Here is a 17,481-nt window from a genome sequence, read left to right as displayed (position 1 = left end):
GTTCAGGGACGAGTTGTACGCCACGGACATTTCAACGTTCTTCAGCGGCAGGTAGGAACCCTGGTAGTGGGTTTCCGCCATCGACGGATCGAAGAAGAACGTCAGGAAGGTGCCGGAGAGCAGCAGGATGACGAAGGAGTACAGCGCCACCTCGCCGAACATGAAGGACCAGTGGTCGGGGAAGACCTTCCGGCCGAATTCACGGAGGATGCCGGAGCCGCCGACGCGCTGGTCGACGAAGTCGGTGATGCGGCCGCCCTTGGTCTTGGCGACGAAGGTGGGGGTGTTAGCTGTTGACGTTGCGCTCATGCTCATCACGCTCCCAGTAGCTAGGTCCAACAGGTTCTTTGAAGTCGCTCGTAGCGTAGAGGTAACCTTCGTCGTCTACGGCGATGGGCAGCTGCGGGAGCGGCCGGCTGGCCGGGCCGAAGATAACCTTGCATTCCTGGGTCAGGTCGAAGGTTGACTGGTGGCACGGGCACAGCAGGTGGTGGGTCTGCTGCTCGTACAGGGCAACAGGGCAACCGACGTGGGTGCAGATCTTGGAGTAGGCAACGATGCCGTTGTAGCTCCAGTCCTCACGGCCCGGGGAGGGCTTGAGGGACTCGGGGTTCAGGCGCATGAGCAGGACGACCGACTTGGCCTTCTCGTTCAGCTTGCCTTCGTGCAGCTCGTTCAGGCCTTCCGGGATGACGTGGAAAGCCGAGCCGATGGTGACGTCCGCAGCCTTGATGGGGGTGCCATCGGGGTCGCGGGTCAGGCGCTTGGTCTTCCCGTCAACAGGGGCCCACATGGTGTGTGCCAGCTTGTTGTCCGGACGGGGGCCGAGGTCGCCGAAGACGGCCAGGGCCGGCAGCGGGGCGAGGGCGACGGCGCCAAGCAGGGTGTTGCGGATCAGCGGACGGCGCTTGATACCAGTTTCCTCGACGATGTCGTCGACGATCCGGACGGCGGCCAGGCGGTCCTCTTCGGTGCGGATAGCGTGGCGCTCTTCCGACACTTCGTGGTCCGGCATAAGGGCCTTGGCCCAGTGCACGATACCGGTGCCGATACCCAGCATGGCGAAGGCGGTGCCAATGCCCAGCAGGGTGTTCTGCAGCCGGATGGTGGCGATCGAGGAGTCATTTCCAAGATCGATGGCGAAGTACGCCACCAGGAATATCAGGGTGCCCACGACCGAGGCGCCGAACAGAAGGGCCACCTGCCGTTCCGCTCGCTTGGCGGCCCTCGGGTCCGTGTCAGCCAGGCGCAAACGATGCGGGGGAATTCCAGGATCCTGGAACTTCTCCACCTCATTCTGACCAGCCGTAGCTACGGTGCCCGAGTGGTTCGGACTGCCGTCACTATGGTTGCCCATAATTCGCCTCATCCTTCTCTCGTCTCGACCAGTGTCGAGTTAGTTTTCAATTCAAACTGCTGACGGATCAGCAGAAAATTCTTACAAGTGCCGCTGACGCCTAGGACGTCCGCGAAGTCAGCCAAATGGTGAAGGCGATGATGACGCCCAGGCCGGCGATCCAAACAAACAGGCCCTCGGAGACCGGACCCAGGGCGCCGAGGTCGTTGCCGCCCGGTGAGCCGTTGGCCTCAATCTGCTTGAGGAAGGTGATGATGTCGCGCTTGCCTTCAGGGGAGACGTTGGCGTCGCTGAAGACGGGCATGTTCTGCGGGCCGGTGACCATGGCCTCGTAGATGTGCTTGCCGGAAACGTCGGCGAGGGCCGGGGCGAACTTGCCCCGGGTCAGCGCACCGCCGGCGGCAGCGGCGTTGTGGCACATCGCGCAGTTGGTGCGGAAGAGCTCGCCGCCCTTGGCGGCGTCGCCCTTCTCATCAAGCACACCGGCCTCGGGGATCGAGGGGCCGGGTGCCAGCGAAGCGACGTACGCCGCGAGCTGGTGGGTCTGCTCCTCGTTGAACTGCGCCGGCTTCTTGTAAGCCTGCGGGCCGTTCATCTGCATGGGCATACGTCCGGTGCCAACCTGGAAGTCAACGGCGGCGGCGCCGACGCCCACAAGCGACGGTCCGGCCTGTGAACCACTGGCACCCATGCCGTGGCAGGTGGCGCAGTTGGCGGCGAACAACTTGCCGCCCTCTTCCGCGTCACTTGCACTGAAGGTGGTGGTGTCGGCCTTGGCCTGGTTGACGGTGGTGGCGACGGCGTACAGCCCACCAGTGATGAGGAGACCCATAAGCAGCAGCGCAACTGCTGCCAGTGGGTGACGTCGCTTCTGCGAGAGTGCCTTCACGTGGTGGTTCCTTTTTTCGATGCTGCGTTGGCTCCGGGAGCCGCTTCTTGAAATTCTGCCTCTTGTAGAAAAAGAGTCAAGCCGTGGCTACTTGAGGACGTAGATGACCAGGAAGAGGCCGATCCATACGACGTCGACGAAGTGCCAGTAGTACGAGGTGACGATCGCGGAGGTTGCTTCGAAGTGCCCGAACTTCTTCGCTGCGAAGGAGCGTCCGATGATGAGCAGGAAGGCAATGAGGCCGCCGATAACGTGCAGGCCGTGGAAGCCCGTGGTCATGTAGAACGCCGAACCGTAGGCGTTGGTGGAGAGCGAGACGTGCTCGGAGACGAGCATGGCGTACTCGGTCGTCTGGCCGGCCACGAAGAACGCACCCATGATGAATGTGAGTGTGAACCACTCATTCATTCCCCAGCGGGTGAAGCTCAGGGGACCGCCAAGCCGACGCGGCTGAAGCCGTTCGGCGGCGAAGACGCCCATCTGGCAAGTAAAGGAACTGGCCACGAGGACGATCGTGTTAACGAGCGCAAAGGGGAAGTTGAGCTTGGCTGTCTCTTCAGCCCACATCTGTCCGGACGTCGAACGGAGTGTGAAGTACATGGCAAAGAGACCGGCGAAGAACATCAACTCACTGGACAGCCAGACAACGGTTCCAACGGAAACCATGTTCGGGCGATTCAGCGTCGGGTGCGCCGGGGTACTGGGGGCATGGGTCGCAGATGTCACATAGACATTATGTCTGTAAAACTCTGTCCTGCCCAACGCAAACCGCGTTTTGAGGGGACTTTTTCTACWAAGACGCGAAATCACGCGGAAAAGTTCCCGGACCCCTTCGCATTGGGCATTGCAGCCCCCGGGTCGATAGCATCGGAACGTGACTTCCCAGGCATCTGAACAGGCGGCAGGCAAGACGTGGCCGCGCCTCATCGGCGCGCTGATCAACGGCACGGACCTCACCGCCGGCGACACGGAGTGGGCCATGAACTCCATCATGTCCGGCGAGGCCACCCCGGCCCAGGTGGCCGGCTTCCTGGTGTCTTTGCGCGCCAAAGGCGAGACGGTGGAGGAACTCACCGGTCTGGTCGAGGCAATGATTGACTCGGCGAACCCGCTCGAGATCGCCGGCCAGAAGCTCGACATTGTCGGTACCGGCGGCGACCAGTTGAACACCGTCAACATTTCCACCATGGCTGCCCTTGTCTCAGCCGGGGCGGGGGCCAAAGTGGTCAAGCACGGCGGCCGCGCGTCGTCGTCGACGTCGGGTTCCGCGGACGTCCTCGAAGCGCTGGGTGTCCGTCTTGACCTGCCGATCCCGCGGGTGGCCCGGAACGCCGAAGAAGCCGGCATTACGTTCTGCTTCGCCCAGGTGTTCCACCCCTCGATGCGGTACGCCGCCGTCGCACGCCGCGAACTCGGGGTGCCGACGGCCTTCAACTTCCTGGGACCGATGACCAACCCGGCCCACGTCCAGGCGTCCGCCGTCGGCGTCGCCAATGAACGCATGGCCCCGCTGGTAGCCGGTGTCCTCGCCAAACGCGGCAGCCGGGGCCTGGTCTTCCGCGGTAACGACGGGCTTGATGAACTGACCACCACCGGACCGTCCCGCATCTGGGAAATCCGCGACGGCGTGGTCACTGAAGGCGTTTTTGACCCGCGGGACCTGGGGATCCGGCAGGCGACGGTTGAGGAACTGCGGGGCGGGGACGCCGTGGCCAATGCCGCCGTCGTCCGGTCTGTCCTGGCGGGTGAGCCGGGTCCGGCAAGGGACGCTGCCCTGTTGAACGCTGCTGCCGGCCTGGTCTCCTTCGACCTCGAGGCCACCGGCCCGTTGACTGAGCGGATGGCCGCGGCGATGGCCCGGGCCGAGGAATCGGTCGGGTCCGGCGCTGCGGCTGCGGTCCTGGACCGGTGGGTCGCGCTGTCGCGCGACTAGGTCTTTACTGTTCGAAGCCCAGGGCGAAGGCCGCGTCGAGATCGTGCTGCGAGTACGCGCGGAACGCAATGTGGGTGGTGGTGTGAACCACCGCGGGAACCTTTGAGAGTTTGTCCGCGATGACGTCCGCGAGTTCCTCATGCTTGGCCACCCGGGCAATCGCGATCAGGTCCCACTCGCCGGTGACGGAATAGACCTCGCTGATGCCGGGAATCGCGGAGATTTTTTCGGCCGTTTCCGGAATTGCGGAAGCGTCAGTCTTGATCAGGACGAAAGCGGTGATCACAGGGGAACCTTTCGGATCTGTCGCGCCGTTGCCGGCGTATCGATTGGCCTCAAAGGGCCGTGCCATCTGCCTGCAAGCCTAGTGCATCAGCCCCGCTGGCGCCGTGCCTTTAGGCGACGCGCGGCCGCCACCAGCAGCCGATAGCCAAGCAGGAATACCGCGAGGCTGATCAGGGCCACGATCACGAACGGCAGCACCACAACCTGCCCGGTCAACGCCCGGAGGAGCATCCCCACCGCCACCGTTCCCAGCCAGACTGCGACGCCGGCCGGCCACACCGCGAGGGGTCCGCGCCAGAGCCGGAAGGCGAGCCAGGCCGCCGCGGCCCCGGCCAGGAACGGCCACGCTGTGGCCAGGACGCCGGTAATGATTTCGCCGCGCTGGTGTGCGTCACGGCCGATGGCCGCGAAGAGGAGGATCAGGACGACGTCGGCGACGGCGGCTATCACTGTGGCGCGTTTGGTGGCGGGGCGCTGCGTCGGCAGGGAACTGTTCGAAAGCATACTTCCAGCGTAGCCGCGACTGCCTGAGCTGCTGACCGTCGTCGGTTTTCCCGGGCGTTCCTCAGCGTTGCTCAGGTGACGGGAGCGCGCGGGGCAAACATAATTACCGCGACTCCCACGAGGCAGACCAGGGAACCGATGACGTCCCAGCGGTCGGGCCGGAATCGGTCGAAGACCATGCCCCAGGCGAGGGATCCCGCGACGAAGACGCCGCCATACGCGGCGAGGATGCGTCCGAAGTGCGCATCCGGCTGCAGAGTGGCCACGAATCCGTAGATTCCCAGGGCAATGATCCCCAGCCCGGCCCACCACCAGGCCCGGCCCTCCCGGATGGCCTGCCAGACTAACCACGCCCCGCCAATTTCCGCGACGGCGGCAAGCACAAAGAGCAGGACGGACTTCAGGATTGTCATGTCCACATCATCGCGCATCCGGGATCCGAGCGCGCGGCGGCCTGTGGTGCATAGCGGGGCGGCGGCCTACCATGATGCCGGTAGGCGGACGCGGAGGAGAGCGCTATGACAACACTGCCCGGCAGGCCCAACACGGCCCTGATGGTCATCGATGTACAGAACGGCGTGCTGGAGGGGGTGGTGCAGCGCGATGCCGTCATCACGAACATCGCCGAGCTGCTCGGCAAGGCCCGCGAAGCGGCGGTTCCAGTCGTCTGGGTGCAGCATTCGGATGCCCAGCTGGAGCGGGGGAGTGAAGCGTGGAAATACGTGCCCGCCCTAACGCCCCAGGACTCCGAGGCCCTGGTGCACAAGTCGTACGGGGACTCCTTCGAGGGGACCGACCTTGAGGACGTCCTGGCGCACGCCGGTGTCGGCCGGCTCTTGGTGACCGGGGCGCAGACGGACGAATGTATCCGGTCCACCATCCACGGTGCTTTTGTGCGCGGGTATGACGTGACCCTGGTGGCCGATGCCCACACAACGRAGGACTTGACCGACTGGGGTGCACCCCCGCCGGAGCAGGTCATAGCGCACACCAATCTCTACTGGGAGAACCACTCCGCCCCCGGGCGTACCGCCGAGGTGGTGCAGACCAGGGATGTGACCTTCGACGGCGGGACAGAGCCGGCCGCCTGAGCGCACATTTCCAGCGGTCCGGCATGATGTTGGGATGCGACTGAGGACTGAACGGCTGATCCTGCGTGAGTACACCATGGACGACTTCGCTGCGGTCCACACATTCGCCTCGGACGAGCGGGTCGCCGAGTTTGTTGAATGGGGCCCGAACACTGAGTCCGACACCAGGGGGTTCCTGGAATCCTGCGTCCAGGCACAAGGTGCCTCCCCGCGGGTCGACTTCACGCTCGCAGTGGCCGCTCCATTGGGCGGCCCGCTGGGAACTGTCGGTTTGACTCTCGCCCACGGCCACGGGGAGCTTGGCTACGTCATCGCCCCGGACCATTGGGGCAGCGGCTACGCCACGGAGGCCGCCTCAGCACTTCTGGCGTTCGGGTTGGACGAACAGGGTCTGCAATCCGTCAGCGCCACCTGCAGGCCGGAGAACGCCGCCTCAGCGCGGGTGCTCTCGAAGATCGGGATGTCCTGTAAGGGGCTTCGGAGGGCCGACAGGCTGATTCGGGGACAGTGGCGCGATTCCCTGGTTTTCGCCGTGTCGCGGCCTACCGCTCGCCCGCTTCATGGGACGTAGGATCGACGGATGACCAGCCTGACTGCACCCGACGTTCGTTTCCATAGCTCGTGGCTGGAAGGGTCGGCAGAGTTCGACGGCGCCCATCGCGACGGCGGCGGGGGAGAGGACTGGTCGCTCCAGAACCTGCAGGACCCCGGGGCTTTCGCCGCATTTGTCGAGGAATTGGTCAGTGCCGCGTTGCCTGAAACTCCCCGAAAGCCTGGGTATGTCCCGTGCACGTACCTGTGGATTGTGGACGGCGGCACGTTCCTTGGATCGCTGGCCATTCGGCACGAGCTGAACGACTTCCTCCTCAACGAGGGTGGCCATATTGGCTACAGCGTTAGGCCGTCCGCCCGCCGTCGCGGACACGCGTCACGGGCGTTGGCGGATGCGTTGCCGGTGGCCCGGGACCTTGGGATCGGCCCCGCACTCATCACCTGCGACGAAGGCAACGTTGGATCCCGGGCAACCATCGAGAAGAACGGCGGTGTGTACGAGGACTCGCGCAAGGGCAAGCGGCGCTACTGGGTGGCAACCGCCTGACCCCGGGTTCCACCTCGGTGCCGCCAGCTGCGGGCCCGCCTGGTCAATCAAGTTTCGTAGGTGCGCCCGTAATTTTCGTCCCTCGCCGGGAAACCTAATGTCTAGCGGGCGGTTCAGCCCGCGATAACGGATATTTGGGGGTTAGACAATGAAAAGCAACCGCACCAGCCTTTGGACGACTGTCACGTTGGCAGGCTTTGCCGCCAGCCTGGTGCTCACCGGATGTGGGTCACAGGCAGGAACCGCAGCTTCACCCGAACCCCGGCAGGTGACCGACGTGTCCGATCTGGCCGCCCCGCTTTCCGTCGTTCCTGCGGCGGCTGCCCGGCCGGCGGTGCAGGCCAATGCCGCCGAGCGTGCCTTGACGGCTCCGGCGTCGCCGTCCAAACACGCACCGCAGGCGCTGAAGTCGTTCACCTTTCCGGACGGGCACATTTCCTTCCAGTACCCCGCATCGTGGACTGTCCGGACCGTGCAGCCTCCGGCGGGACTGCCCGGCATCGAAGTCATCGTCACGGACGGCGCGGGCAACGATCTGTTGTCCTTTGCCAATGGTGTCACTGCCGGCTGCGCCGCTGGTCCGGTGACACGCCACGTGCTCGACCAGGCGGCGGTTCCCGGAATGACGGCGCCCGACGGAACGGAGCCGGTCTTCGGGTTCGCCGTCGAAGCCATCGGCGACGTCAACGCCTATTACATGGGCCTGGTCGATCCACGGTCTTTGGCGCAGGGGGAGGGCGTCGCTTCGTGGTGCAGCCTCGTCCAGACGGGTAACGGCGGGCTGTTCAGCCGCGTGCTGTTCGACGAGCCCGCGTTCAAGAACCAGGGCGCGGCACGGGCCTGGATGAATACCGACCAGTACGCCCAGCTCAAGGCCCTCTTGCTGAGCCTCGACTACGCGTGAGCACGTCCTGATCGGACGAAGGAGCCCGCCGGCGGGGGACCGGCGGGTTGCTTTCGCGCCTGAACGGTCCGGGCGCAAGAGATCGGTAGGCTGATGCCGGAGCTGGCACGAGCCAGCTCCAGAGCAACCATTGATGGGGCAATGACGCATGACAGGCATTGAGCGGTGGGGCCGGTCTTACTTCGGATTGCAAGCTGCTGCAGGGGCCTGTTGGTGGGTCGGAGTCTGGTTGTGGCCTGCACTGCGTCAGGTGACGCTCGGCAAACTCGACCCCGCAGCGATCGCCGTCGTTGATATTCCGTTGTTCGTGATGGCCTCCGCCGCCGCAGCTTTCGGTGTGCGGGCGGCAGCTTCCGTGAACGCCGGCTGGACTGCCGCCGTCGCCCTCGCCCTCGCGGTCTACGCAACGCTCACCGGCCAGGCCGGCTGGGGTGTGCTGGGCATGGGCGCCGCAACGGCGGGATCCCTGATCGCCCTGTGCGCGGTGTGGCTGGGCCGCGTTCCTACGGAATGGATCCTCCGCGGTCCGTTCGCCTTCAGGACCGCCACCAGACGGCCGACGACGGCTCCCCATGTGCTCGCTACCTTCGGGCAGATCGTGATCTTTTGGGGATTCTTCCTTGGTCTGTTGCCGTGGGTCATTCGCTTCTTCGAGATGCGCTGGCAGGTGGCGCTTCCGTTTCCGCCGGGGGCCGGACTTGCCGGTGCCGCGGCGCTGGTAATAGCAAGTGCACTCGGGATTTGGTCGGCAGTAGCCATGTCAACGCGCGGGCTAGGGACACCGCTTCCGTCGGCGATGCCGAACCGGCTGGTCATCGCCGGCCCGTACCGCTGGATTCGCAACCCGATGGCGCTGGCGGGCATCGTCCAGGGCGCTTCGGTCGGCCTCATCATGCATTCCTGGCTGGTCATCGCATACGCCGTCGCAGGCTCGCTGGTCTGGAACTACGTGGTAAGGCCGTTGGAGGAGTCCGATCTCCGGACGCGGTTCGGGGACGACTTCGAGCGCTACCGCGCCGCTGTGCGCTGCTGGATCCCACGGCTGCCAACGGCCCACCCTCGGGCGAGCGACGCGCCAACCTTGTGAGCCGGAGGATTCGGCCAAGAGACGCATGCGTGCCTCGAACGCCGGGGGAGAGGAGCCGTGAGCCGGGTCTTCGTCGCCCGGATCTGTTCCGACGGCCGTACGTGCGTGACCGGAGTCTTGTGACCGGAGTCCGACGTCGACCTTGCCGCGTTGGTGTATCGCCGGGTTCCCGTCGACGACGATGTTGCAAACCGATTGATCCGCTGTGGGCAGATGGTTGGGCGACGGAGGCCCGTGGCGTACCAGCGCGGATTTCCTTCGGGAGTGATCGCTGACGTCGAAGGCAACCGCATGGCGGGCGGCAGGCGGGGAGTTGTGGAGCGAGAACCTGTTCAGCGCTTTTCATGTTACTTGACATAATGTTGATTATCGGCGTTCTTGATAGTTTCGAGAGCGGGCCCGTATCCAGGCAGATTTAGTCTCCACCGAGTCGTTCAGCAAGCGTCTGTGGCTGACGTTGTGAGTCGCGTTCGTTCATTCGCCTGACTCAACGCCAGCCAGGTTTACAGAGAACGAACTACAGTGTCGATGACAAAAAAGTGCACTGGTGATTTCAGCAGGCTTTCCAGTGACATCAAATGATTTCATCGGTGAACCGGAAAATGCACTCAGCTAAATATGTCCGGGTTGAATTGATGAGCTCTCAGTCGCCTGCTGAGGCCGATTCGCGGGCGTATGCACAATCTCGCTGTTAGCGCTCCGGCGCCGTCCGGCATCAGCTGTTCCTTGGATTCTCCTGAAGCGCACGTCCCACGGGACCGCAGGGGCAACGCAGGTGGCCACGTGAAGCCACCCACGGGGACTGCGGTTGATCAAGACCCCGGTTGGCCAAGAGGGCAGCTACTCCCCCGGCAATTTATGCGATAAATCCGTTATTAGGAATTAATCTAATTAGCGCACACCGAAATTACAAGCCCTTTACGAAGAAATACCGAGATGAATTCAGTTAGTGCAAACAATATGCCGCACGCGCCGGATCTATTTCCCGACATACGCTGCCAGATGTTCGCCTGTGAGCGTGGACTCGGCCGCCACCAGCTCAGCCGGCGTCCCCTCAAAAACGATCTTGCCGCCGTCGTGCCCGGCGCCCGGCCCGAGGTCAATGATCCAATCCGCATGCGCCATGACTGCCTGGTGGTGCTCGATGACGATGACGGACTTGCCGCCGTCGACCAACCGGTCGAGAAGCCCCAGCAAGTTCTCCACATCGGCCAGGTGCAGGCCCGTCGTCGGTTCGTCGAGGACGTAGACGTCGCCCTTCTCGGCCATCTGGGTGGCAAGCTTGAGCCGTTGACGCTCGCCTCCGGACAGTGTGGTGAGCGGCTGCCCCAGGCTCAGGTAACCGAGGCCGACGTCGGCCAGGYGGTCCAGCACCTTGTGCGCTGCCGGCGTCTTGGCATCCCCCTCGGCAAAAAACGCCTCAGCCTCGGTGACTGACATGGCGAGCACCTCGGCGATGTTGCGGCCGCCCAGCGTGTACTCCAGCACCGACGCCTGGAACCGTTTCCCCTCGCATTCCTCGCAGGTCGATTCCACGGTGGCCATCACGCCCAGCTCTGTGTAGATCACGCCGGCCCCGTTGCACGTGGGGCAGGCTCCTTCGGAGTTCGAACTGAACAACGCCGGTTTGACGCCGTTGGCCTTCGCGAACGCCTTGCGGATGGGCTCGAGCAGCCCGCTGTAGGTTGCCGGGTTGCTGCGGCGGGAACCGCGGATGGCGCCCTGGTCGATGATGACCACGCCGTCCCGGCCCGCCACCGAACCGTTGATCAGGCTACTTTTGCCGGACCCGGCCACACCGGTCAGAACGCACAGCACACCGAGGGGAATGTCGACGTCGACGTCCCGGAGGTTGTGCGTCGCAGCGCCACGGACTTCCAGGGCACCCGCGGACTGGCGGAAGGAGCCCCGAAGCCCGGCACGGTCATCCAGGTGTTGTCCGGTGATGGTGCCGCTCCCCCGCAAATCCTCGACACTCCCCTCGAAGACCACCTGACCGCCGCCGGAACCGGCGGCCGGCCCCAGGTCGATGACATGGTCCGCGATCGCGATGGTCTCGGGCTTGTGTTCCACCACCAGGACAGTGTTGCCCTTATCCCGCAACTGCAGCAGCAGGCCGTTCATCCGTTCAATGTCGTGCGGGTGAAGGCCGATCGTGGGCTCATCAAAAACGTAGGTGATGTCGGTGAGCGAGGACCCCAGGTGCCGGATCATTTTGGTCCGCTGGGCCTCTCCCCCGGACAGCGTCCCGGCCGGGCGGTCCAGTGAGAGGTAGCCCAGCCCAATGTCGGCGAAGGAGTCCAGCAAGTGCTGCAGTCCGCGCAGCAACGGCGCGACTGACGGTTCCCGCAGCTCGCGGACCCAGCCGGCCAGGTCGCTGATCTGCATGGCACAGACGTCCGCGATGTTCTTTCCGTTGATCCTGGCGGACCGTGCCTCCTTGCTGAGCCGGGTGCCGTCGCACTCAGGGCAGAGGGCAAACGTGATGGCCCGGTCAACGAAGGCACGGATGTGCGGCTGCATGGATTCCGGATCCTTGGACAGCATGGATTTTTGGATCTTGGGGATCAGGCCTTCATAGGTGAGGTTGATGCCCTCGACCTTGATCTTGGTGGGCTCTTTGTAGAGGAGGTCGTGGAGCTGCTTCTTGGTGAACTTGCTGATCGGCTTGTCCATGTCGAAAAAGCCTGAGCCACTGAAGATCCGCCCGTACCACCCGTCCATGCTGTAGCCGGGGATCGACAGCGCGCCCCCGGCCAGCGACTTGGACTCGTCATAGAGGGCCGTCAGGTACGATGATCGCCGTCGTCAGCCCCTCGAGCAGGTCCACGTCCGGCCTGGCCAGGGTGGGCATAAAGCCCTGGACGAAGGCGCTGTAGGTCTCATTGATCATCCGCTGGGACTCCGCAGCGATGGTGGCGAAGACCAGGGAGCTCTTCCCCGAGCCGGAGACTCCTGTGAAGACAGTGAGCCGGCGTTTTGGAATTTCCACGCTGACGTCTTTGAGGTTGTTCTCGCGGGCGCCCTGGACCCGGATGAGGTCGTGTGTGTCGGCAATATGCGGCGCCGGGCCCTGCGTGTCGGTGGTCGCTGCCATGCTCATCGAGTCTCCCTCTGTTCCCGCCCGGCCGTCCCCAGGCGGGCTCGACGGCGTCGCCCGCTGGATGTGAACAGCTTAGAACAGTCGGTGGGCTAATCATTGTGCTATCTGCGGCCCTCACTGAGAATGAACCATGACGGTCTACCTGAGGTCCCTCGAAACTGCTGTCCCKCCCACGCTCCTGATCCAAGCCGAAKCCCGCGACGTCTTCGCCGCCCAGCCGGGGCTCAGCCGGCTCGGCGCCCGGCTGGTCAGCACCTGCTTCGACTCCGCCGCCATCGACACGCGCTACACCGCCGTCCGGGAACTCACCACCGACTTCCGGTCGGAGGATCCGCAATTCTTCGACCCGGCCACAGGCCTGCTGCTCAGCCCCAGCACCAAGGTCCGCAACGACATCTTCGCCTCCGAGGCCAGCAAACTTTTCGTCGAGGCAGCAGCCAAGGCCCTCGCGGCCTGTCCCGGTATGCTGCCCGGGGACATCACCCACCTGGTCACGGTTTCCTGCACGGGTTTCTTCAATCCCGGGCCCGACTACAAAATCGTCCGCGCACTCGGCCTAAACCCCGCAGTCCAGCGCTACCACCTCGGGTTTATGGGCTGCTACGCAGCCTTCCCGGCCCTGCGGGCCGCCAAATCGTTCTGCGACGCCGACCCGGACGCTGTGGTCCTGGTGGTCTGTGCCGAACTCTGCTCGCTGCACGTCCGGACCTCTAACGATCCGGACACCATCATGGGTTCGGCGCTGTTCGCCGACGGCGCTGCGGCCGCCGTCATCAGCGCCCGTGAGCTCCCGGATCAGCCGGCCCTGCTGACTCTGGACCACTTTGAGACCGTCCTGACCCCGGTGGGAGAAGAAGCGATGGCGTGGAACATTGGGGACGAAGGCTTCGAAATGGTCCTCGGCACCTACGTGCCGCACATCATCGACGACCACATCGTCGGGGCCCTCGAACCATTGCTGGCCCACGACGCGGCGCTAGCCGGTCTCGACTACGCGGATATCCAGCACTGGGCCATCCATCCGGGCGGGCGGTCCATATTGGACAAGGTCCAGTCCCGGCTCGGGCTGAGCGATGACCAGCTGGTGCCCGCGCGCGAAACCCTGCGCAACTACGGCAACATGAGCAGCGCCACGGTGCTGTTCGTCATCCGGTACATCCTTGACCTCCCGGCGGGCACGAACGACGACGGCGGGGACGGAAGTGTGGACGCGGCCGACGGCGGGGAGCGGATCTGTTCCATGGCGTTTGGACCGGGATTGACTGTTGAAACAGCGCTGTTCACTAAACTCATTTCACCGCGGGCCGTGAACAGCGACGCCGATGAACGCCTTGGGGTGCCGCGGCCGGAAACCGCCGTGGTCTGAGGTCCGGCCCATGCAAGCGCTCCGCCGGCGTGACGTCGATGCCGTCGAGGAAATGGACCGCGAGGACTGCGATCCGCTGCGGTTGCGCCGAACCTACGCCCAGTTCGCCCTGGTCAACCGCGCCGTGTCCGGCTGGCGTGGCATCTACCGGCGCGAACTGCGGCCGCTGCTCTCCGCTACCCGCACCACAACCCTGCTGGACATCGGCTGCGGCGGCGGCGACGTCCCGGTGCTCCTGGCCCGCTGGGCAGCCCGGGACGGGTTTACCCTCGCGGTAACGGCCATCGATCCTGACCCGCGGGCCGCAGCTTTCGCGACCGGCCGCCGGGGCCATGCAGGCGTCGAATTCCGGCAGCAGACAGCCGCAGAGCTGCTGGCGGGCGGCGCTCGCTACGACGTCGTGGTCTCCAACCATGTCCTGCACCATCTGGCACCGGACGAGTTGCCGGTCTTCCTCGACGAATCGGCGGCCCTTGCCAGCGGCAAAGTCATCCACAACGATCTGCGCCGCAGCGCCGCAGCGTACGCCTTGTTCGCCGTCGGCGCGTTGCCCTTGCGCGGCTCCTATATCCGGCAGGACGGTCTGACCTCGATCCGGCGAAGCTACACGGCGGCCGAGCTCTCGGCCGCCGCTCCCCCGGGCTGGGCCGTGGCCCCCCGGGCGCCCTTCCGCAATCTGCTGGTCCTGGACAGGGCCACGGCCGTCCGGGGGCGAGTCAGTGAATGACGTCCTGATCGTTGGCGGCGGCCCGGTGGGGCTCTTTATGGCCGCCTTGCTGGCCCAGGAAGGCGTTCCGGTAACCGTGCTGGAACAGCGCTCCGGACCGGAGCCGAACTCGCGGGCCATCGGAATCCACCCGCCGGCCCTTGAGGCACTGCGGCGGATCGGGGTAGACCGGGAACTCATCCACCGCGGCGTTCCCATCCGGCGCGGGGTCGCCCTGGCCGGCGGGAGCATCAGAGCTGAAATGTCCTTCGCACGGGTATCGGAGCGGTATCCGTTTGTCCTGTCGCTGCCGCAGGACCGGACCGAAGCCGTCCTTGCGCAGCGCCTCCGCGCCCTCGACCCGCAGGCGCTTCAACGCGGCGTGCGGGTGTCCTCGCTGAACGACGACGGCCGGCAGGTCGCCGTGCAGGCATGGGCCGGCGACCAACAGCTGACATTCACGGCGCCTCTGGTGATTGCCGCCGACGGGGTGAGGTCCACGGCCCGGGCTGGCCTGGGCGTGCACCTGCGGCGCCGCGACTATCCGGACTGCTACGTCATGGGCGACTTCGCCGACGGCACGGGCCTGGGTCCTGACGCCGCGCTGTTCCTGGCCGGCGCCGGGATTGTGGAGTCCTTTCCGCTGCCCGGCCGGCTGCGCCGCTGGGTTGTGCGCCTATCCCAGGCATCCCCCGGCGCGGAAGGGGTTGCCGACGCCGCCTGGCTCGCCCGAGAGATCCGGCGGCGGACAGGGATCGACGTGGACGCCGGGAGCAACAGCATGCTGAGCAGGTTCGGCGCCCRTTCAGGCCTGGCCCGCAGGATGGTGGCCGGCCGCGGGATCCTGATCGGGGATGCGGCCCATGAAATCAGTCCGATCGGCGGGCAGGGTATGAGCCTGGGGTGGCTCGACGCGCTGGCCCTGGCGCCGCTGGTACCGGCGCTCCTGGCCGGGGACGCATCCGGGCTGCCGCTGTTCGAAACAGCCCGGATGCGCCATGCGGCGCGGGCGGCCCGCCAGGCCGAGCTCAACATGGCACTGGGCCGGCCGCTCCGGCAGGGCCCCCTGGTGGTGCGCAACCGCGCCATCGCCGCCGTTGCGGGGGTCCCGGCGATAAACCGGTTCGTCGCCCGCAGGTTCACCATGCACTAGGGCCCTGCGGGCTACTGGGGCTTGTAGTAGCAGTCGTAGCTGTGCTGGCTAACGATCCTGCCGTCGCGGACCTCGAAAATCGATGCCGTCCGGGCCCGGATCTGCTCGCCCCGGTCCCAATGCGGCAGGTCGATCTGCAGCGTCGCGGACCATTCGGCCTCCACCACCACCCGCCCGCCCTCACACGTGGTGCGCTCCACGTCGAAGCGCTGCCCGGAGACGATCTCACTGCTGTGCTCGGCACCCTCAAGGACCTGGGACCGGTTGCGCGTGGACCCGGCCGGGCCCAGCAGGTGCGGGGCTTCGGTGAGGACGTAGTCGTCGGCCAGGAACGGTTCCAGCGCCGCCGCGCCGCCGTCGGCTTCGATGGCGCGGAGCAGGCCGAGGACGCAATCGAGCGGAGTGGGGGAAGTCATGGACCGAGACTAGCCGACGCTTGGCCGGCGGGAGGTACAACGCGGTGCGTCCGGACGCGGCGCCGCCTAGACTGACCGCATGGGCCGCCTTTCCCTGATGCTCTGCCGATCTGCCACCGTGTTGGCGGTGGTGGCCGCCGCCTCCTGCAGCGGGGTTCCGGATCCGGGGACACGGGCCGGTTCGACGACGGCGGGTCCTGCCGCCGGACCGCTGACSGCSSAGATCAACCAGTTCCGCGACAACTACAGCAARCRGATCRTMGAGATCCAGCTGACCAACACCACGGCCGCGCCCATGACCGTGATCGCAGCCGGCCTGCGGAGCCCGCAGTTCGAGTCCGGTATCAACTGGAGCTCGGCAGCGGCCGGGACGGAGCTGCCGCCGGGCCAGACCAAGAGCCTGCCGGCCCGGCTGCCGGCCGCGTCATGCACAGGTCAAACGCAACCTGTCCCTACGCAGACCGGCCAGCCCTCCCCTGAAGCTAGTTCGGCACAGTCCGCCGTCGTCGAGGTCCGGGTGGCGGCGGCCGGCGGGGAGCCGGCCAGGACGGTGACGGCGCCCGCAACGGACCCGTTCGGTGTCCTGGACCGGAACAACGCCGAACTCTGCACCGCCCAGGCGGCCGCCGCGGTGGCCGACTTCAGGCTGGGTCCCGGACTCGCGGTGTCTGCGGACGGCCGGAGCGCCGTCCTGACCCTGGTGGTGACCCCGCGGAACCAGGCCGGAACGGCCGGCCCTGCCGGGGCGGGGCTGACGCTTGACAGCATCGGCGGGACCACGCTGGTGGAGGAGGATCCCAGCGCCCGCTGGCCGGTCGGGCTACGGGTGTCCGCAACCGGCCCGGCGTACGGAATCCGGCTCGGTATCCGGCCGGCCCGCTGTGACCCGCACGCCGTAGCTGAGGACAAAGTGGGGACCCTGTTCCCCGTGCGGATCACCGTCGCCGGCCGGCAGGGCATCCTAAAAGTGGGTGCCAGCACTCAGTTGAAGGGACGCGTGCAGGATTTCGTCACGTCGGCATGCGGACGACAGTAGTCTGTTGCCATGTCTCCCAACGTACGGAACGAACACGACCATAACGCCCCGAAATCCCGGGTCAGGGACGACCACATCCGGGAATCCGTCGCGGAGATCGTCAACGCCGGGGTGCTGCCACCCATCGTCCAGGTAGGCCATCCGGCGCTCCGCCACGTGGCTGTTCCGTACACCGGCCAGCTCACCAACGACGAGCTCGGCCGCCTCATTGACCTGATGCGCAGGGTTATGCACAAGGCGCCGGGCGTTGGCCTTGCCGCGCCCCAGCTGGGCATCCCGCTCCAGCTGGCCGTCCTCGAGGACAGGTTCGACGTCGACCCGGACGTCGCTGCCGTCCGGGGACGGGAACCACTGCCGTTCTTCGCCATGCTGAACCCCAGCTACGAGCCGCTCGGCACGGCCCGGGCGGCGTTCTACGAGGGCTGCCTGTCCCTGAACGGTCTGCAGGCCGCCGTGATGCGTCCCGAGTCGGTGCGCCTGACTTTCATGGCCGTGGACGGCAGCACACAGCAGCGGGATTTCACCGGCTGGCAGGCCCGGATCGTCCAACAC

18 protein-coding genes and 2 pseudogenes are annotated in these 17,481 nt (G+C 65.8%); 11 read left to right on the top strand and 9 right to left on the bottom strand.

Annotated elements, in window-relative coordinates; all coding sequences use genetic code 11:
- The 4 genes and pseudogenes from AC1DHD_RS08255 to ctaE form a co-directional block, all read right to left on the bottom strand.
- Positions 1-309: pseudogene (locus AC1DHD_RS08255) on the bottom strand (cytochrome bc1 complex cytochrome b subunit); the annotation flags it as partial.
- Positions 287-1,357 carry a cytochrome bc1 complex Rieske iron-sulfur subunit gene (gene qcrA / locus AC1DHD_RS08250; protein WP_476879241.1) on the bottom strand — a complete coding sequence of 357 codons (1,071 nt, stop codon included), beginning with the start codon at positions 1,355-1,357 and terminating at the stop codon, positions 287-289. The pseudogene AC1DHD_RS08255 and the gene qcrA, both read right to left, overlap by 23 nt.
- Before the next feature lie 100 nt (positions 1,358-1,457).
- Positions 1,458-2,246, bottom strand: a complete 789-nt coding sequence (gene qcrC / locus AC1DHD_RS08245) for a cytochrome bc1 complex diheme cytochrome c subunit (RefSeq protein WP_476879240.1) — start codon at positions 2,244-2,246, stop codon at positions 1,458-1,460.
- Positions 2,247-2,333: 87 nt separating this feature from the next.
- Complete coding sequence (gene ctaE / locus AC1DHD_RS08240; RefSeq protein WP_476879239.1) at positions 2,334-3,008, bottom strand: aa3-type cytochrome oxidase subunit III; 675 nt, start codon at positions 3,006-3,008, stop codon at positions 2,334-2,336.
- 112 nt (positions 3,009-3,120) lie between these two features.
- On the opposite strand from ctaE, the gene trpD reads away from it, so the two are divergent.
- Positions 3,121-4,179 carry an anthranilate phosphoribosyltransferase gene (gene trpD, locus AC1DHD_RS08235; RefSeq protein ID WP_476879238.1) on the top strand — a complete coding sequence of 353 codons (1,059 nt, stop codon included), beginning with the start codon at positions 3,121-3,123 and terminating at the stop codon, positions 4,177-4,179.
- A gap of 4 nt (positions 4,180-4,183) precedes the next feature.
- Here trpD and AC1DHD_RS08230 read toward each other — a convergent pair whose 3' ends face one another.
- The 3 genes from AC1DHD_RS08230 to AC1DHD_RS08220 form a co-directional block, all read right to left on the bottom strand.
- The gene (locus AC1DHD_RS08230) at positions 4,184-4,465 is read right to left on the bottom strand and encodes an Lrp/AsnC family transcriptional regulator (protein WP_146337532.1); all 282 of its coding nucleotides are present in this window, start codon (positions 4,463-4,465) and stop codon (positions 4,184-4,186) included.
- 86 nt (positions 4,466-4,551) lie between these two features.
- Positions 4,552-4,968 carry a DUF3054 domain-containing protein gene (locus AC1DHD_RS08225; RefSeq protein ID WP_476879237.1) on the bottom strand — a complete coding sequence of 139 codons (417 nt, stop codon included), beginning with the start codon at positions 4,966-4,968 and terminating at the stop codon, positions 4,552-4,554.
- Between the two features lie 71 nt (positions 4,969-5,039).
- Complete coding sequence (locus AC1DHD_RS08220) at positions 5,040-5,381, bottom strand: YnfA family protein (RefSeq protein WP_476879236.1); 342 nt, start codon at positions 5,379-5,381, stop codon at positions 5,040-5,042.
- Positions 5,382-5,486: 105 nt separating this feature from the next.
- On the opposite strand from AC1DHD_RS08220, the gene AC1DHD_RS08215 reads away from it, so the two are divergent.
- From AC1DHD_RS08215 to AC1DHD_RS08195, 5 genes are all read left to right on the top strand, one after another.
- The gene (locus AC1DHD_RS08215; protein WP_476879235.1) at positions 5,487-6,059 is read left to right on the top strand and encodes a cysteine hydrolase family protein; all 573 of its coding nucleotides are present in this window, start codon (positions 5,487-5,489) and stop codon (positions 6,057-6,059) included.
- 34 nt (positions 6,060-6,093) lie between these two features.
- A complete protein-coding gene (locus AC1DHD_RS08210; protein WP_476879234.1) occupies positions 6,094-6,630 on the top strand; it encodes a GNAT family N-acetyltransferase in 537 nt (178 codons plus the stop codon).
- Between the two features lie 9 nt (positions 6,631-6,639).
- Positions 6,640-7,158 (top strand): GNAT family N-acetyltransferase, encoded by a 519-nt coding sequence (locus AC1DHD_RS08205; RefSeq protein WP_476879233.1) that lies wholly within the window; start codon positions 6,640-6,642, stop codon positions 7,156-7,158.
- A gap of 268 nt (positions 7,159-7,426) precedes the next feature.
- A complete protein-coding gene (locus tag AC1DHD_RS08200) occupies positions 7,427-8,062 on the top strand; it encodes a hypothetical protein (RefSeq protein WP_476879232.1) in 636 nt (211 codons plus the stop codon).
- Positions 8,063-8,210: 148 nt separating this feature from the next.
- Entirely contained in the window at positions 8,211-9,149 is a 939-nt protein-coding gene (locus AC1DHD_RS08195) for a methyltransferase family protein (RefSeq protein ID WP_476879231.1), read from the top strand.
- Between the two features lie 978 nt (positions 9,150-10,127).
- Here AC1DHD_RS08195 and AC1DHD_RS08190 read toward each other — a convergent pair.
- Positions 10,128-12,252 (bottom strand): annotated as a pseudogene (locus tag AC1DHD_RS08190) (ATP-binding cassette domain-containing protein).
- A 130-nt stretch (positions 12,253-12,382) separates the two neighbouring features.
- On the opposite strand from AC1DHD_RS08190, the gene AC1DHD_RS08185 reads away from it, so the two are divergent.
- From AC1DHD_RS08185 to AC1DHD_RS08175, 3 genes are read left to right on the top strand one after another with little or no spacing between them, the layout of a single operon-like run.
- A complete protein-coding gene (locus AC1DHD_RS08185; RefSeq protein WP_476879230.1) occupies positions 12,383-13,618 on the top strand; it encodes a type III polyketide synthase in 1,236 nt (411 codons plus the stop codon).
- A gap of 10 nt (positions 13,619-13,628) precedes the next feature.
- Entirely contained in the window at positions 13,629-14,345 is a 717-nt protein-coding gene (locus AC1DHD_RS08180) for a class I SAM-dependent methyltransferase (RefSeq protein ID WP_476879229.1), read from the top strand.
- On the top strand, positions 14,338-15,477 hold the full coding sequence (locus tag AC1DHD_RS08175) for an FAD-dependent oxidoreductase (protein WP_476879228.1): 1,140 nt from the start codon (positions 14,338-14,340) through the stop codon (positions 15,475-15,477). The genes AC1DHD_RS08180 and AC1DHD_RS08175 overlap by 8 nt, the downstream gene beginning before the upstream one ends.
- 11 nt (positions 15,478-15,488) lie before the next feature.
- On the opposite strand, the gene AC1DHD_RS08170 is transcribed toward AC1DHD_RS08175, so the two are convergent.
- The gene (locus AC1DHD_RS08170) at positions 15,489-15,893 is read right to left on the bottom strand and encodes a nuclear transport factor 2 family protein (protein ID WP_476879227.1); all 405 of its coding nucleotides are present in this window, start codon (positions 15,891-15,893) and stop codon (positions 15,489-15,491) included.
- A 79-nt stretch (positions 15,894-15,972) separates the two neighbouring features.
- Here AC1DHD_RS08170 and AC1DHD_RS08165 point away from each other — a divergent pair, with 79 nt between their 5' ends.
- A complete protein-coding gene (locus AC1DHD_RS08165) occupies positions 15,973-16,929 on the top strand; it encodes a hypothetical protein (RefSeq protein ID WP_476879226.1) in 957 nt (318 codons plus the stop codon).
- A 9-nt stretch (positions 16,930-16,938) separates the two neighbouring features.
- Positions 16,939-17,481 (top strand): peptide deformylase (locus AC1DHD_RS08160; RefSeq protein WP_476879225.1); only part of this gene is annotated, 543 nt, incomplete at its 3' end.

The organism is Arthrobacter sp. 05L45_2 (assembly GCF_056397525.1).
Note: the sequence above shows the minus strand (reverse complement) of the source record. Positions and strands in the feature narration are given on the sequence as shown.

Excerpts from the sequence above, each read along its gene's own strand:
- AC1DHD_RS08195 (WP_476879231.1), top strand. The coding sequence starts at position 8,211 with ATGACAGGCATTGAGCGGTGGGGCCGGTCTTACTTCGGATTGCAAGCT.
- AC1DHD_RS08180 (WP_476879229.1), top strand. The coding sequence starts at position 13,629 with ATGCAAGCGCTCCGCCGGCGTGACGTCGATGCCGTCGAGGAAATGGAC.
- AC1DHD_RS08225 (WP_476879237.1), bottom strand. The coding sequence starts at position 4,968 with ATGCTTTCGAACAGTTCCCTGCCGACGCAGCGCCCCGCCACCAAACGC.
- AC1DHD_RS08170 (WP_476879227.1), bottom strand. The coding sequence starts at position 15,893 with ATGACTTCCCCCACTCCGCTCGATTGCGTCCTCGGCCTGCTCCGCGCC.
- AC1DHD_RS08220 (WP_476879236.1), bottom strand. The coding sequence starts at position 5,381 with ATGACAATCCTGAAGTCCGTCCTGCTCTTTGTGCTTGCCGCCGTCGCG.
- AC1DHD_RS08205 (WP_476879233.1), top strand. The coding sequence starts at position 6,640 with ATGACCAGCCTGACTGCACCCGACGTTCGTTTCCATAGCTCGTGGCTG.
- AC1DHD_RS08210 (WP_476879234.1), top strand. The coding sequence starts at position 6,094 with ATGCGACTGAGGACTGAACGGCTGATCCTGCGTGAGTACACCATGGAC.
- qcrA (WP_476879241.1), bottom strand. The coding sequence starts at position 1,357 with ATGGGCAACCATAGTGACGGCAGTCCGAACCACTCGGGCACCGTAGCT.